The organism is Streptomyces sp. NBC_00078 (assembly GCF_026343335.1).
GTDB lineage: Bacteria > Actinomycetota > Actinomycetes > Streptomycetales > Streptomycetaceae > Streptomyces.
In genome coordinates, this window is sequence record NZ_JAPELX010000001.1 from 3878008 (window position 1) to 3892811 (window position 14804).

Below are 14804 nucleotides of genomic sequence, written 5' to 3' on the forward strand. Positions count from 1 at the left end.
CCGTGATCGACATTCCGAAGGAATACCGCGTGGCGCTGCCCGTGTGGATCGACGACGAACTGGCCGACGTACCCGCCGTCATCCCCGACCGCGAGGGCCGGATGCGCCTGGTGCACCGCCTTGCCGACCGCAACTGGCGGGAGGGCAACGGCGGCCCGTTCGCGGCGCTCGTCGCCGAGCAGGACACCGGCCGGATCGTCTCGGTCGGCGTGAACGTCGTCCTCGCCTCCGGGGTCTCCAGCGCGCACGCCGAGGTCGTCGCGCTGGGCCTCGCCCAGACGGCGACCGGCGGCTGGGACCTCGGCGGCGAGGGCGTGCCGGCCCACGAGCTGGTCGTCAACTGGCGTCCGTGCGTGCAGTGTTACGGCGCGACCATGTGGTCCGGGGTGCGTGGTCTCGTGGTCGCGGGTGAGGGGCCGGACCTGGAGGAGATCACGACGTTCGACGAGGGCCCGCTGGGCGCGGACTGGGCCGAGCAGTTCGAGGCGCGCGGCATCAAGGTCGTACACGACGTGCTCCGGGACGAGGCGCTCGCCGTGTTCCGCGGCTACCGGGAGGCCGTCGACGCCGAGGGCGTCACCGTCTACAACGCCCGCGGAGGCACCGCATGACACCGCTGACACCGCGTTTCGCGACCGACGTCATCACCTTCTACCACCCGGACTTCTGGGGACTGGACTCCGCCGAGGCCCTGCGCGACTGGGCCTACGACCATCCCAGGGCCTTCTGGGAACGAGTGATGGACACGCTGACGGAGGCCGGGGTCACCGGCCTGGAGCTGACCTTCGCGCCCGGCGACATCGACTCGGCCCTGCGCGCCTTCGGCAGCGCGGCCTCCTTCCGCCACGAGCTCGCGGCCCGCGGCCTGTCCGTGGTGAGCGCGTTCGTCGCCGGCAGCGACGCGCCCGGCTGGCGGCAGGACGGCAACCTGCCCGCGATCGTCGCCGACGCCGAGCGACGCGCAGCCTTCCTCGCCGAGGTGGGGGCGGAACTGCTCGTCGCCTCACTGCCCATGCGGGCCACGTTCGGGACGCGTCCGCCCTTCTTCGTGGACGCCGCGTACATGACCCGGATGGCCGACATCGCCCACGTGGTCGGAGAGGCCGTCTCCCGGCATGGCGTGCAGCTCGCCTTCCACACGGAGTCCAACAGCACCCTCTGGTACGAGCGGGACATCGACCTGTTCATGGCCCTGACCGATCCGCGCTACGTGTGGCTCTGCCCCGACTCCTGCCATATCGCACTCGGCGGAGGCGACCCCGTCGCCGTCGCGCGCCGCCACTCCCAGCGCATCGCGCTCGCGCACTGGAAGGACGCCGTGAAGCCGATCGACGTCCACCTCACCATCGACGAGACGGTCTTCGCCCAGCAGCAGCCCTACATGACCGAACTGGGCACCGGCATCGTCGAGTGGAGGGCATGGGCCGACGCGATGTCCCGTACGCCCGGCGCGGGCACCGTGCTCATCGAGCTGGACGAGGCGGCCGATCCCGCTGCCGCCCTGCGGGCGGGAAGGGCCGTTGTGGAGGGGGCCCGGGCGTGGCCGGCGGTCGGCGACCGTGCCGCCGCACACATCGAAAGGCAGGGCCAGGCATGACGGCTCCCGTTCGGCGTGGAGTCGGTCGGTACGTTCGTCGGCCGCGACCCGCGCCTGAGCGTGCCGGAGAACCTGCGCGAGGGCGAGAAAGTGCTGCCCGAGCTGGTGGACTACGCGGGCGAGCGCGGCGTCAAGATCGTGATCGAGAACTGTGTGATGGAGGGCTGGCACCACGACGGCTACCCGGGGAACCTCGCCCACTCGCCCGAGCTGTGGGAGTGGATGTTCGGCCTGGGTCTCTACCTCAACTGGGATCCCTCACACCTGACATGGATCGGCATCGACCCCCTCGAGACCATCGAGCCGTACCTTGACCGGATCCGTCCACACGCAGGCCAAGGACGTGGAACTGTTCCCGGGCAGGCGCAACCGCTACGGCTTCTTCGGCACCGTGGACAAGGGTGGCGACCCCTGGGCGACGGGCTGGTGGCGCTACCGCGTACCCGGCCTGGGGGAGGTCGACTGGCGCCGCATCATCGACCGGTTCCACGATCTGGGCTACACCGGCACGGTCTCCGTCGAACATGAGGACCCGGTGTGGGGCGGCACCCCGGAGAAGGTGCGGCAGGGGCTGAGGATCGCACACCGCACACTGAGCCCGCTCATCGAGCCCTAGAACCAGCATCCGTGACGGCCGGGAGAGGCCCAGGTGGGCACGGAGGGAATCTGATCCCGACCGCTGTTCGAGTCGAACGCCGGCCCGAAACCAGTGGCTACAGACTCGCCCGTGCCCTCTTAGCCGCAGACAGGAACACACCTCACGCGTGCGCGACGCGTGAGCGGACGGCGTGAGACGAGCCGTCACACTTCGGTTCCCGCCCCAGGCCGCGGAGCGCTGATCAGCCAGAACAACACCTCGCAGAAAGGTCAGGCACCACCCGGCAAGAATCCGATCCCACTCCTGAAGCGGGTGTCGCAGGTTCGAATCCTGCCGGGGGCACGAGGAAGTACCAGGTAATGGGGCATGTCATCCCTTCGCGAGTGTCGAGGAGGGGCGATGTGTCCCATAGGGGAAGCCGATGGAACGGCACGGCGGGTGACTTGAGGTAACTCAACGTCGCCGACGCGATCCGGTCTTACGAACCTCCGCCCCCGATTCGATGACCGGCTACTGCGACTGGCGAGCTGGTATCCGGGCGATGCTGAGCGCAAGGTGGGCGGCGGCGATTCGCGCATCGGCGGCCGCGAGTCGACGCGCGGACCTCATGGCGGGCCTCGCGGTCGCCGTGGCGTGCCCTGGCACCGGGACATCCTCGAACCGGGCAGCTGTGCCCGCCTCGACGGACTCGTACAGGTCGAGCCGTCGCCGAGGGCCCTCATCCGCGTGGCCGGCGCGTTCTCCGGCCACCGGTGGGAGAAGAGTGGCAGTGCCGTGGCGAGGCTCGTGCCGGTGTGTCACGTAGGGGCCGTGTTGCTACTTGAGCTCGCCGGCGGTGAAGTAGCCGTTGTGGATCAGGAGTTCGTAGTTGCTCTTGTCGATGTCGACCGGCTGCAGCAGGCGGGCGGGCACGTCCTTGACGCCGTTGTTGTAGTCACTTCTGTTGTCCACCGACGGCGCCCTGTCGCTGAGTATGTCGTCGGCCATGTCCGCGGCGGCTCTGGCGAGATCGCGGACGTCTTTGAACACGGTCTGCGACTGCTGACCCGCGATGATTGACTTCACCGAGGGCAGTTCGGCGTCCTGACCAGTGATGACCGGCAGGGGCTTGCCGGCGGAGCCGTAGCCGTCGTGCTTCAGCGCGGACAGGACGCCCCGGGAGATGCCGTCGTACGGCGACAGGACAGCGTCGACCTTCTGGCCGCCGTACCACTTGGCGAGGAGGCCGGTCATGCGCTTTTGCGCGGTGGCCCCGTCCCAGCGCAGCGTGGTCAACTTGCTGAGTTCGGTCTGGCCGGATGGGACGACCAACTGCTTGCTGTCCAGGAACGGCTGCAGGAGCGTCATCGAACCGTTGAAGAAGTATTTGGTGTTGTTGTCGTCGGGGGAGCCTGCGAACAGCTCGATGTTGAACGGGCCCTTGCCGTCCTCCAGGCCGAGCTTCTTGATGATGTGGTGGGCCTGGATCAGACCGACCATCTCGTTGTCGAAGCTGACGTAGTAGTCGACGTTCTTGGTGCCGAGGATGAGCCGGTCGTAGCAGATCACCGGAATGTGCGCATCGGCCGCCTGTTTAAGCACGCCGTTCAGCGACCTGGCGTCGATGGCCGCGACGATCAGAGCGTCGACGCGTTGCCTGATCAGGTTCTCGATCTGTGAGACCTGGGCTTTCGGGTCGTCGTCGCCGTAGACCAGCGTGGTCTTGTAGCCACGGTCCTTCAGGTCCTCGACGAGTCTCTTGCCGTCGGTGAGCCAGCGCTCGGAGGCCCGCGTCGGCATGGCGAGGCCGACGGAGCTGCGCCCGGACCTGCGCTCGGAGCTGCTCTCGCTGTTCTGGCCGCAGGCGGACAAGGCGAAGGCGAGGCCGGCCGCTCCAGCGAGGGCGGATCTTCGGTTGAGCATGGTGATCGTTCCTTGTTCTTCTCGTCGTTGAGGAAGATGACGGCGAATCAGGCATCGACGGGAGCAGCGGAGCGGGCGGGAGGGCGGGCGGGAGGGCGGGCGGCTAGCCGCGAGCGAGTCGGTCGGGCCGCACTCTCCCCGAGGTCCAGAGTCAGGTCCCGCAGATGGGTGCCGTACGGGTAGCTCCCCGGCCGCCCTGGACGGACCGAACCTCAGACAGCGCGGCACGCCGGGGCGGATCAGCTCGGCGCCCTCATGGATCCGCACGCAGCCGCCGATGTTGTCGGGGGTCCTGGTGCACAGGTTTCAAGGCGAGTGAACAACCGGCGGGCCTCACTTGGTGGTTGAGGCCAGATGGGCCCGGCACGCTGCATGAGTCGGTACTCAGCCGCCTCGATGTCCCGCAGATCGCCGATCCCGTCGCCAGGGTGTTCCTGTACGTACGCCGGGCTTCGCCACGGCGTTCCGGCCACGTGCGTGCTGATTCCGGGGATGCACAGGGCAATCGCCTTTCAATGTTCGAAATCTCGTTACACGTTCGGAATGCTGGCGTGACGTTAGGGGCGGGTGTGCGGGGTGTCAACGGTGCGAACTGGAACGGTTACAGAAAGAGGCGGGAGATCGCGCTCGGTCCCGATGGAGCAGTTGGAAGACGCCCGCGGGAGGGGCACCTCGTGGTGCGCTGCCTCTGTCTGCTCTTGGCCCGCCGTGCTGATCTCCCGATCGTCCGACGGAGCAGCGTTATCCGACGCGGGGTCTTCCGCCTGTCGGGATTGTGCGCCACTGCGGAAGCGGTGTTCTGGGAGGTGGCACGGCGTGCAGTACGGGCCGGGCGGCGGTCTCGGGTCGTCGGGCCTGTCCTCAAAGCAGCGGCGAAGAGATTCAGCGACCTCAAGGTTCGTGCCGTCCTCGACATCGAAGGAGCCCCGGCTGCGCCCCGCTCCGCGTTATGTGAGGGCCGGCCGCAGAGGCGTGAACGGTGAGCGGTGAGCGGTGAGCGGTGAGCTGTGAGCTGTGAAATGTGAACTGGGCTTGCCGGACGGCACGTTCGGCGCGGAGCGGGGCGTGGTCGTGCAGGAGATCGCCCAGGCTGTCAACAGGTAACCGGAATCCGGCGACCACGAGCGATCTCTCAGCTTGGAGTTTCGTCGGCGCCCCTGGTTCAGAGCCGAATGGCCCACGCCAACTTGCGCTCGTGGCGCGGCCACACGGGTGGTTCGGCGCGGAGAGCCTACGCCCGCGTTCGGCTTCGTAATGCCTTGACCGCACAGGGAACTTGAGCCGGACACCAAGGCGACGCACGTGCTCGTTGATCAGATGATCCGGCGTGCCGATGGGCTGATATCAGACATTTACGGATTAACCTCTCGCCATCTTATGGCGTGGCGGATCGCATGCGCGTCCGCTTCAAGGCTCGGATTCAAGGCTCGGAGAAGACATGCGCAAGACTCGCAAGGCGGCTGTCGTAGCCGTCCTCCTCGGCACCGTCGGCTTTCTCGGCGCAGGCACCGCCTACGCCCACGGGGACGGACACGGGGACGGGAAGGGCCACGGACACGGGAAGGGGCACGGGAAGGGGCATGGGCACGGGCACGGGCACGGGCACGGGCAGAAGCCCCGCGACGCGGAGAGCAAGACGGTCGTGATCACCCAGAGCACCTCATGCAGTGCAACCGACGAGAACACCGACGTACAGGGCGAGTCCGCGTCCGGCAACTGGACCAACGGCGAGGTCTCACCCGGTCCGCAAACCACCAACATCGGCTCACGACTGGGGTGCGACAACACCCTCGTTCTCGGTAAGTAGCTCACCCGGGTCCCGGCACGCGAACGTGCTGAAGCGGGGGCCAGTTCAGGGGCGTGATCCCCTCGAACTGGCCCTTTCGCGCGATCACGGCCGTGGTTCCAGCCGGCTGACGTGAGTGGGCCCAGCAGGGCGTTTCCGGGTCCGGTCATGGCCGGGCGCGGACGCCCGGAATCCGTTGTCGGGGGGCGGTCGGCACGGAAGTCTCCTCACCTGTGACCAGTGCAGAGGTTGGAGAGGCCATGCGTTCCCCGCTCATACGTTCCTTCTCGCAGCTCGACTCCCTGGACCCGGGCCGCTCCGTCGTGACCCTGTTCAGCGGCGGGCTCGACAGCTCGTATCTGCTGCTGCGGCTGCGGCGGATGGGCATCCGCGAGGTGCACGCCGTGAGCGTCGACATCGGCGAGGACGAGTCCAGTACGTACAAACGCCAGGTGGCCGAAGCGCTCGGCGCGACGATCATCACCTCGCTGCTGATCGGCCGCAGCAACGTCACCGGCGGCGAGAGCGCCGTCTATTCCGACGAGGGTGAACACCTGCTCACGGTTACCCTGTCCGAGCCCGGCGACCTGCTGCTGGGCGACGACCGCCGCACGCTGCACTCGGTGACCCCGGTGCAGCCGCTGGATCCCGAACTCGCCGCCCACCGTGACGTCCTGGTGATCGCGTACACCGCGCGCTGAGCCGCCGCGTCACCCGCGTAGCCCTGGCACCGGACCGCACGCACCGCCTGCCGCCCGCCGCCCCCGTCACCTAGGAGTCCCCCATGCCCGTCCCTGCGGCCCGCCGCGCCTGGCTGACCGATCTGCCCGTCCTGCTGGTCGCGGTGGTGTGGGGCTCCAGCTATCTCGCCGCCAAGGACGTCACCACGACGCGGACCGTCCTGGCCGTGCTCGTCCTGCGGTTCGCCGTGGTGCTGCCGGTCCTGGCGGTCACCGGGTGGCGCAGGCTACGGGCGCTCAAGTGGGCACAGATACGGGGCGCCGGCGTCCTCGGGCTGATCCTGGCCGGGATCTTCCTTCTGGAGACGTACGGCGTCGTGCACACCTCGGCGACCAACGCCGGGCTCATCATCAGTCTCACCATGATCTTCACGCCGCTCGCGGAGAGCCGGCTCACCGGCATCCGGCCCTCCGGGTCGTTCGTCGCGGCCGCGGGGCTCTCGGTGCTGGGTGTCCTGCTCCTCACCCAGGGCGCCGGGTTCAGCGCACCGTCCCTCGGCGATCTGCTGATGCTGGGCGCGGCGGTGGCCCGTACCGTGCACGTCCTGGCGATGTCGCGCATGCGGTCGGTGCAGGGCGCGGACGCGCTGTCGATGACCACGGTCCAACTGGGCAGCGCGGTCGTGGTGTTCGCGCTGCTGTCCACGGCGCCAGGCACCGGCAGCACCCCGTGGGCGGCCGCGGCCGACTTCGATGCCGGGGACTGGCTCGGGCTGCTCTACCTGTCCGCGTTCTGCACGCTGTTCGCGTTCTTCGTGCAGATGTGGGCCGTACGCCGTACTTCGCCCTCCCGGGTCAGCCTGCTGCTGGGCACCGAGCCGGTGTGGGCCGCCGTCGTAGGAATCGCGCTCGCGGGGGACCGGCCGGGATGGCTGGGGCTGCTGGGCGCGCTCCTCGTGCTCGCGGGCACGGCGTGGGGCCGCGGCGCCGCCGCCCCACAGGAGGCTTCGCAGCAGAACGCACAACAGAGCGCTCAACAGAACTCGCAGCAGAACTCGCAGCAGAACGCTCAACGGAATTCGCAGGCGGCATCGCAGGCGGCATCGCAGCCGGTGTCAGTCGTCGAGCCACCCGAGCCGGACGGCGCAGACCCCGGCCTGGAATCGGCTGGTCGCGCCTAGCCGTTCGCTAGGGTGGGCAGTGCTCGACTCCCCCGAGACTCCCGGCGGGTGCTGGGGCCACTTCTCCGCCGTCCGGATGGACGGGTTCCGGGCGTTGTCGCCCGGACAGCAGGTGGACCTGGAGTGGGAGGCACCCGGCTTCAGGCAGGACGGGTACGACTATGCCGCCGTGAGTATCGTGCCCGGGCCCGCCTGACACCGAAGACTCGCTCTGCCTGCCGCGCCCGCCCTACATGCTGTGCCCGCCCTACATGCCACGCCCGCCCTACATGCCGCGCCCTCCTGCATGCCGCGCCGGTCTACATTCCGTGCCGGTCTACATGCCGTGCCCGTCGCAGCATCCGTCCCTGCGCATCAGACGGCCCGTCTCCAGCCAGTCGTCCCGGGCCGCGCCGGTGTGCTGGGCGGGCGGATCGAAGGCGGCGACCAACTCCTCGGTGGTGTACGGCACTCCGCCCCGCAGGACAGCGACCGTGCGGACGAGGGTGGCGAAGTCCGTGAACGGGTCGCCGTCGATGACCGTCAGGTCCGCGATCCTGCCTTCCTCGACCGTGCCGAGGTCGTGGTCGACGCCGAAGAGGCGGGCGGGCAGGACGGTCGCGGTGCGCAGGGCCTGGGCAGGGGAGAGGCCGCCGCGGTGCAGGGCGCGCAGGCCGAGGTGGAGGGACAGGCCGACGGGGACGAGCGGCTGGTCCGTGCCGAGGGCGACCAGGCCGCCGGCGGCCAGGATCCGGCGGTAGATGTCGGTCTCCGTGCGGAGAGTGGCGAGTTGGGCCGCGCTGGGCGGGATGCCGGCCGACTGCCGCACCGCGGCCGCGTCCCACGGGGGCATGACCACCGTGACCCTGGGATCCTCGGCGAGAGCGGGGTCCGCGCCGAGCAGGGGCGCGGCGGTGAAGGGCGTGGCGATGAGCGAGAAGTGCACGGCGTGCGCGGTGTAGATCTCCAGCACGTCCTCGTAGGCGCGGCCCGCGGCCGTGATGGCGTGCCCGAACTCGGCCCGCTGCGTGGCCTGCAGATGGGTCGTCAGGTCCTGGCCGAGCTGGACGCCGGGTGAGAGGAGATGCCCGCCGGTGCGTACACCGAGGCGCTCGTGGGCGAAGCGGGCGGCTTCCTCCATGACCCAGCCGGGTGCCCGGACGTACGTCTTGACGAAGTCCCAGTCCAGGGCGGCGCCGCGCTCCAGTGAGCGGCGCAGCCCCTGCCGGGTCCGGTGGGCGCGGCCCATGCTGTAGGCGACGCGTGCGCCGTCGAGGAGTTCGCCGGTGGTCAGCAGCCGTGGCCCGGCGAGTTCTCCGGTGGCCACCGCCTCCCGGATGCGGGCCTGTTCGTACGCGAAGCCGCCGAGGGAGACGGCCGTGGTGATGCCGTAGGTGAGCTGGCCGGTGGTCTGGCGACCGCCGTAGGTGCTCTGCCAGGGGTGGGTGTGGGTGTCCCACAGGCCGGGGACGACGGTGCGGTCCGAGGCGTCGATCCGGCGGAGGGCGGCCGTGCGCCCGGAGCGGTGGGGTTCGACCGCCGTGATGCGTCCGCCGCGTACGACGATGTCGGCGTCGTCGCGGGTCGTCTCGCCCGTGCCGTCCCACAGGCGCCCGGCGTGCACCACCAGGTCGGCGGGCGCGGGTCTGGGGGCGGCGAGGGGGACGCGGACGGTGCGGGCCGGGCCGCCGTCGACGCCGACGAGCCGCAGCCGGGTGCCGGACAGGTACAGCAGGGTGGTGGAGTCGCCGGACCAGGAGGGGTGGTCGGCCGGTTCGGTGGTGAGGGTGCGCAGGTCGCCGCGCGGGGTGCCGTCGGGGTCGACGGGCAGCAGGCACAGTGCCGACTCGACGATCACCGCCATCCAGCGGCCGTCGGGCGACCATACGGGCCCGGAGTCGTACCGGTCGGCGATAGACGTGTGGGGCGCGACGGTGTGCAGGCGGTCGGTGCCGGTGGCGGTGTCGACGATCCGGATGAGGTTGTAGCCCTCCCGGAAGCGGGAGTTGAGGCGGTTGCGGTCGCAGAGGGAGAGGTGGCGGCCGTCGGGCGACCAGCTGGGGCGGCCGGGCAGTCCGCCGCCGCCGAGGGGTGCGGCCAGCACGCGTTCCTCGCCGGACGTCAGGTCGCGGACGAGCAGTCTGCCGGTCAGGTCGAGACACGCGAGCCGCTGTCCGTCGGGGGACAGTGCGGGGTGGACCCGGCCGCCGGTCGCGAGCGCGGTCTCCTCACCGGTGGCGAGATCGTGGCGGTACACGCCGAGGAGGCCGTCGCGGTCGTCGGCGTGGACGAGGGACCGCCCGTCGGGCGCCCAGGCGGGCGCGAGGAGATAGCGGGTGTGGGCCGCCCTGCGCAGTCGCCTGGGCGGACGACCGCCCGAACTGCCCGCGAGCCACAGGGAGTTGAGAGCGGCGAACGCGATCTGCCGGCCGTCGGGCGACAGCGCGGGCAGGTGGATGCCGCGCGCGGGGCGGGCGTGGGCCGCCTCCCCGAGGTCGTACTCCTTGGTCTCGTACCGCGGCCGCCGCACGGGAAGCACGCCCTCGAAGGGCAGGGTCTCCGGCTGCCCGGGACTGTCCGGGCGTACGAGGGTGAAGGCGCCGTCGAGCGTGAGGAGCAGGTCTCCCGCCGGCGTCCAGCGCGGGGGCACCGGGGCGATGTCTCCGGCCACCGGGACGGGCCTGCCGTCGACGGCCAGGGTGCAGGAGGCGTTCGGTGGAGCGGTGGTGCGCAGATGCGCCAGGCGGCCGTCGGCGGCAACCGCGGGGGTCATGACCTGCGTGCCCGCGGCCTCGGTGTGCCGTACGGCGACCGGGCCGGTGCCGTCGGCGGCCACGGCGGCGATCGTACGGGCGTCCAGGCCGGTGCCCAGCGGGGTGGCGACGGGCTGCGCGCGGACGAACAGGATGCGGGTGCCGTCCGGTGACCAGGTGGGGTCGAAGTCCTCCCAGGGACCGTCCTGCAGGGGCCCGTCCTGGCCGGTCAGGCCCGTGATCCGGGTGATCCGGCCGGTGTGCAGGTCGAGGACGTGGATGCGGTACGGGCTTGCGCTCACCGGGCCTTCGGGGTCACCGCCGCGCTCGGAGGCGAAGGCGAGCCGGGTGCCGTCGGGCGACCAGGCCGGGCCGCGGTCGTCCCAGGGGCCGTCGGTGCGCTGCATGAGGCCCGAGCCGTCGGGGCGGACGGTCCACAGGTGGAATCCGCCGCCCCGGTAGGCACAGAACGCCACCTGGGCGCCGTCCGGGGAGTGTGTGGGCCGGCCCGGTTCGAGGTCCGGCGGGGTCAGCGGCCGGGCCGTGCCGCCGCTGCGGTGCAGGGACCACAGCACACCCTGCACCTCGGCGACCAGCCGGTCACCGGCCGGGGCGAGGGTGGCCGAGCCGTTGGTGGCCCGGGTGAACGTCAGGGAGGGGGTGCCGGTGCGGGGTCGTGCCGCTGCCGGAACGGCGCCCACGAGGGGCACGGCGCCTGCGGCGGCGAGGAGTTGACGGCGGGTCGGACGGAAAGTGGGGGTCCGGTCACGGTCCATGGCAGTACACACTGGCGCACCGGACGTCTCCCGCTCAACGACATCCCCGGCCAACACTGGATCACTGCCGGATCCCTGCTGGATCGCTGCCGGATCACTGCCGGATCCCTGCTGGATTGCTTGGGGCGCCCGCTCACTGTGATGGGCTGGCCGGGGCGCGGCGGACCGGGAGCATCGTGGGGGCCGGGTCCTTGGTGAGGAAGTCGAGTACGAGGGCGTTCACCAAGGCCGGTTTCTCGATCGGCACGGCGTGGGAGGTGCCGGGGACGACCGCGAGTTCCGAGGCGGGGATCGCCCGGTAGAGGTCGATCGTGTGCTCCAGGGTCATCATGTCGTCGTCCCCGACGAGCACCAGCGTGGGCGCGGTGATGCGGGACAGGTCGGCCGGGGTGAGCGCCGGTTCGACGGCGAACATGTCGGCCAGCTTGGCCAGTACCACCGGCCAGTGGTCGGCGCCGTCGGGTGACACGGCCGCGTACATGTCGCGCAGCGCCGCCGTGAAGGGGCCCTCGGACGTCAGGTCGTCGAGCATTCCCGGGTCCGCGAGGATCTCGGGGGTGGGGCGGAAGTTGGCGCCGATGGCCACGACCTTGCGGACCAGGTCGGGGCGGGCGAGGGCGACGAGCAGGGCCACGATCCCGCCGTCGCTCCAGCCGACCAGGTGGGCGGGGCCCCGCACGACCCTCTCCAGGAAGTCGACGGTGTCGTCGGCCATGTCCCCGTACGACAGCGGGCCGTCCACGTCGGGGGTGTGGCCGTGGGCGCGGCGCTCCGGGAGGTACAGCCGGTGGGCCGCCGCGAGGTCCGCCCGCTGGGCCGCCCAGGTCTCGTTGGTGCACAGCCCTCCGTGCAGGAGGACCAGCGGCTCGGCGTCCTCGGGTCCGTCGGTCTCGTACCACGTCCTGACGCCGGGCAGTTCCGCGTATGCGCCCATCGTTCGCCACTTCCTTCGCACAGGTGGTCACGGTCAATCCAGATGATGCCCCGGCACCCGCGGTGATGAGATGGAGGGATGCGGGGTGACGTGTCGCAGGTCGTCGATCGTGGGCGCTGTCCGGAGGCCGTGACGCCCTGGGAGCGGGAGGAGCGGCGGGCCGCAGCGCTGGGATGCGTGAGCGCCGCGCTCGCCGCACGGGGGCTGCGCGAGACCGGCCCGCGGCAGGTGCGGGTGCGGCCCTGAGATCGAGCTGCTCGGGGTGCCGGGTGAGCAGAACCGCCATGCCGTACCCCGGAAGCACGCCCGCACTACGCCCGGCCCCGCTAGGACTCCTGCGGTGCGGGTGCGGGTGCGGGTGCGGGTGCCGGTTCCGGTGACGATTCCGGCGCACGCCGTCGAACGGCGGCCGCGGCCAGCGCCAGCGTGGCGCACACCGATGCGAGCGCCATCAGCGTCATCGACGTGGCGGGCGAGGTGAGTTGGGCCACCGAGCCCGCCAGGGTCGCCGCCACGCCCTGTGCCGTCAGCATTCCGGCCGAGTGCAACCCGAGGGCGTGGCCGCTCAGTTCGTCCGGGGTGAGGGCCATCAGGCGCTCCTGCTGGACCAGGCTCGCGCCGAATCCGACGGCGGCGACGCACGCGGCCGCGGCGGCCCAGTACGTCCCCGGCCGCAGCGCGAAGAGCAGATACGGCGTGGCCAGCAGCAGGAGCAGCGGAGTGGCCAGCCTGGGCCGCAGCGCGGGCGGTACGAGGCGGCCGACGGTCACGTCCCCGACGAACATGCCCAGCGCCCCACAGGCGAACAGCGCGCCGGCGGCGTGGGGGTCGTAGGAGACGTAGAGGGACTCACAGCCGACGACGAGGCCGTTGGGGATCCACAGGCCCAGGTAGGTGAGGCGCCGGGGACGCGAGGACCACAGCAGACCGTTGGTACGCCAGGTCGCCGTGACGGACGGGCGGCCCGAGGAACGCGGCGGGCGGGCGGTCAGGCCCAGGCGGGTGGCGAGGGCCGTCGTGGCGTAGAGCGTCGCCGCCAGGAGCAGACAGGCGCGTGGGGTGAGGACCGTCAGCAGGATGCCTCCGGTCGCGAATCCGGCGATCTGCATGAGCCCGGAGAGCATGTTGAACACCGAACGCCCCAGCAGATAGCCGTCCTTGGAGAGGATCTCGTTCAGCAGCCCCCAGCGCACTCCCCCGCCCAGCGAGGCGATCAGGCCCTGCAGGAGTACGACGCCGAAGACCGCGCCGATCGGCAGTCCGGGCAGCGCCAGCACCGCCGTACCGGCCGCGAAGGCGAGACCGATGCCGGTCAGCGTCGCCCGCGGCGGCAGCCGGTCGGCGCCCGACAGCAGCAGCGTGGCCCCGAGCACCTGCGCGAGCTGCGGGCCGAACATGCTCACCGCCGACAGCAGCGGCGAGTCGGTCGCCCGGTAGACGAGGGTGCCGAGCGCCAGGGAGCCGATCGTCTGGGCCGCGGTATGAGCGGCGGAGGAGAGGAAGAACGGGGTGAACTCCGGGGTGCGGAAGAGGTCTCGGTAGCTGCGCATGCAGGAAGTGTCGAAAGGGCCGGGGAGGGATGGTTATTGTTTCGCACACACGCGAAACGTCCGGACGGCGGAGGTCTCATGGGCTGGTGGCAGATGAACGCCGACACGCTCGCCCGCAGCCGTTTCGTCCTCTCCCCGCTCGCCGAGACCTTCGCCTGCCTCCAGCTGCTGCACCGTGGCGAGCCCGCGCACCCCGGTGAACAGTCCTGGCTACGGGCCCATCTGCCCGCCTACCGGGCCAACCTGGCCGCCGACCCGGTGAGCGCGTGCCTCGTCCGCGCGGGCCTCGGCCGCGGCTGGATCGCCGACTTCCTCACGCCCACCCCGAGGGACGGCGAGACCTTCGAGGAGGCGGTGGCGCGCGTCCGGTCCGCCGACCCGGCCCGGGCCCGGGCCGACATCACGACCGCCCTGGAACGCGGCCCGCTCCCACCCGAGCTGGACCGCGACGACCTTCCGTCCCACGCGGCGGACCTCCTCTCCTACGTCTGGACCGAGGCCGTACGGCCGTACTGGGACCGGCGTCGGCGCGTCCTGGAGGCCGATGTGGTCGCCCGGACCGCGCAGGTCAGCCAGGGAGGCTGGGCGGCGGTGCTGGACGCGCTGCGGCCGGGCCGCACCCGCTGGCTCGGCGAGAACCGCCTCCAGGTCAACCTGCACGAATACCCGCCCCGCGAGATCTCCGGCGCCGAGCTGGTCTTCGTGCCGGTGACGCCCAAGGCGGGCTGGGTGTCCTGGGAGGAACCCGACCGGTACGCGATCATCTACGCCTGCGAGGGCGCCCTCGCCGACCACACCGCCCGCCCCGCCCCCGCGAGCCTGGCGGCCCTGCTCGGCCCGGCCCGCGCCGCCGTGCTCGCCCTCCTCGCCTCTCCCCTGAGCACGAGCCAGCTCGTCGGCGTCACCGGTCAGGGCCTCGGCTCGGTGGGCCGCCACCTGAAGGTCCTGCTGGACGCGGGGCTGGTGCAGCGCAGGCGCTCCGGTCGTTCGGTGCTGTACTCGCGGACCCCGGCCGGCGACGTCCTGACGGAGGCCCAGAACCGGCACGACATGTACCGGAGTTAGCAT

At 71.2% G+C, this 14804-nt stretch carries 12 protein-coding genes and 1 pseudogene; 9 read left to right on the forward strand and 4 right to left on the reverse strand.

The window, feature by feature from the left end:
- The first annotated feature begins 2 nt into the window (after window positions 1–2).
- The 3 genes from OOK07_RS18010 (at window position 3) to OOK07_RS18020 (ending at window position 2213) form a co-directional block, all read left to right on the forward strand.
- Entirely contained in the window at window positions 3–611 is a 609-nt protein-coding gene (locus OOK07_RS18010) for a nucleoside deaminase (protein ID WP_266681509.1), read from the forward strand.
- Between the two features lie 5 nt (window positions 612–616).
- Complete coding sequence (locus tag OOK07_RS18015; RefSeq protein WP_266683592.1) at window positions 617–1597, forward strand: sugar phosphate isomerase/epimerase family protein; 981 nt, start codon at window positions 617–619, stop codon at window positions 1595–1597.
- Between the two features lie 310 nt (window positions 1598–1907).
- On the forward strand, window positions 1908–2213 hold the full coding sequence (locus OOK07_RS18020; protein ID WP_266797390.1) for an IolE/MocC family protein: 306 nt from the start codon (window positions 1908–1910) through the stop codon (window positions 2211–2213).
- Window positions 2214–3011: 798 nt separating this feature from the next.
- Here OOK07_RS18020 and chvE read toward each other — a convergent pair.
- Complete coding sequence (gene chvE / locus OOK07_RS18025; protein ID WP_266797392.1) at window positions 3012–4097, reverse strand: multiple monosaccharide ABC transporter substrate-binding protein; 1086 nt, start codon at window positions 4095–4097, stop codon at window positions 3012–3014.
- Window positions 4098–5535: 1438 nt separating this feature from the next.
- Here chvE and OOK07_RS18030 point away from each other — a divergent pair.
- The 4 genes and pseudogenes from OOK07_RS18030 to OOK07_RS18045 all read left to right on the forward strand — a co-directional run bounded on the left by OOK07_RS18030 (window position 5536) and on the right by OOK07_RS18045 (window position 7940).
- Window positions 5536–5904, forward strand: coding sequence for a hypothetical protein (locus OOK07_RS18030; protein WP_266797394.1), 369 nt, complete (start codon window positions 5536–5538; stop codon window positions 5902–5904).
- A 239-nt stretch (window positions 5905–6143) separates the two neighbouring features.
- Window positions 6144–6584, forward strand: coding sequence for a 2OG-Fe dioxygenase family protein (locus tag OOK07_RS18035; protein WP_266797396.1), 441 nt, complete (start codon window positions 6144–6146; stop codon window positions 6582–6584).
- Window positions 6585–6667: 83 nt separating this feature from the next.
- Window positions 6668–7555 (forward strand): annotated as a pseudogene (locus OOK07_RS18040) (EamA family transporter); the annotation flags it as partial.
- 175 nt (window positions 7556–7730) lie between these two features.
- The gene (locus tag OOK07_RS18045) at window positions 7731–7940 is read left to right on the forward strand and encodes a S1 domain-containing protein (protein WP_266683593.1); all 210 of its coding nucleotides are present in this window, start codon (window positions 7731–7733) and stop codon (window positions 7938–7940) included.
- A gap of 120 nt (window positions 7941–8060) precedes the next feature.
- Here the strand turns inward: OOK07_RS18045 and OOK07_RS18050 are convergent, their stop codons facing one another.
- Both OOK07_RS18050 and OOK07_RS18055 read right to left on the reverse strand, forming a co-directional pair.
- A complete protein-coding gene (locus tag OOK07_RS18050; RefSeq protein ID WP_266797398.1) occupies window positions 8061–11252 on the reverse strand; it encodes an amidohydrolase family protein in 3192 nt (1063 codons plus the stop codon).
- Window positions 11253–11385: 133 nt separating this feature from the next.
- Window positions 11386–12186 carry an alpha/beta fold hydrolase gene (locus OOK07_RS18055; protein ID WP_266681519.1) on the reverse strand — a complete coding sequence of 267 codons (801 nt, stop codon included), beginning with the start codon at window positions 12184–12186 and terminating at the stop codon, window positions 11386–11388.
- A gap of 78 nt (window positions 12187–12264) precedes the next feature.
- On the opposite strand from OOK07_RS18055, the gene OOK07_RS18060 reads away from it, so the two are divergent.
- Entirely contained in the window at window positions 12265–12432 is a 168-nt protein-coding gene (locus OOK07_RS18060) for a hypothetical protein (protein ID WP_266681520.1), read from the forward strand.
- A gap of 80 nt (window positions 12433–12512) precedes the next feature.
- Here OOK07_RS18060 and OOK07_RS18065 read toward each other — a convergent pair whose 3' ends face one another.
- Window positions 12513–13736, reverse strand: a complete 1224-nt coding sequence (locus tag OOK07_RS18065; protein ID WP_266797401.1) for an MFS transporter — start codon at window positions 13734–13736, stop codon at window positions 12513–12515.
- A 78-nt stretch (window positions 13737–13814) separates the two neighbouring features.
- Here OOK07_RS18065 and OOK07_RS18070 point away from each other — a divergent pair, with 78 nt between their 5' ends.
- On the forward strand, window positions 13815–14801 hold the full coding sequence (locus tag OOK07_RS18070) for an ArsR family transcriptional regulator (protein WP_266797403.1): 987 nt from the start codon (window positions 13815–13817) through the stop codon (window positions 14799–14801).
- Window positions 14802–14804: the final 3 nt, after the last annotated feature.

Bases quoted from the DNA above. Each gene is read 5' to 3' on its own strand.
- OOK07_RS18065 (WP_266797401.1), bottom strand. From the start codon at position 13,736: ATGCGCAGCTACCGAGACCTCTTCCGCACCCCGGAGTTCACCCCGTTC.
- OOK07_RS18055 (WP_266681519.1), bottom strand. From the start codon at position 12,186: ATGGGCGCATACGCGGAACTGCCCGGCGTCAGGACGTGGTACGAGACC.
- OOK07_RS18050 (WP_266797398.1), bottom strand. From the start codon at position 11,252: ATGGACCGTGACCGGACCCCCACTTTCCGTCCGACCCGCCGTCAACTC.
- chvE (WP_266797392.1), bottom strand. From the start codon at position 4,097: ATGCTCAACCGAAGATCCGCCCTCGCTGGAGCGGCCGGCCTCGCCTTC.
- OOK07_RS18030 (WP_266797394.1), top strand. From the start codon at position 5,536: ATGCGCAAGACTCGCAAGGCGGCTGTCGTAGCCGTCCTCCTCGGCACC.
- OOK07_RS18035 (WP_266797396.1), top strand. From the start codon at position 6,144: ATGCGTTCCCCGCTCATACGTTCCTTCTCGCAGCTCGACTCCCTGGAC.
- OOK07_RS18070 (WP_266797403.1), top strand. From the start codon at position 13,815: ATGGGCTGGTGGCAGATGAACGCCGACACGCTCGCCCGCAGCCGTTTC.
- OOK07_RS18060 (WP_266681520.1), top strand. From the start codon at position 12,265: ATGCGGGGTGACGTGTCGCAGGTCGTCGATCGTGGGCGCTGTCCGGAG.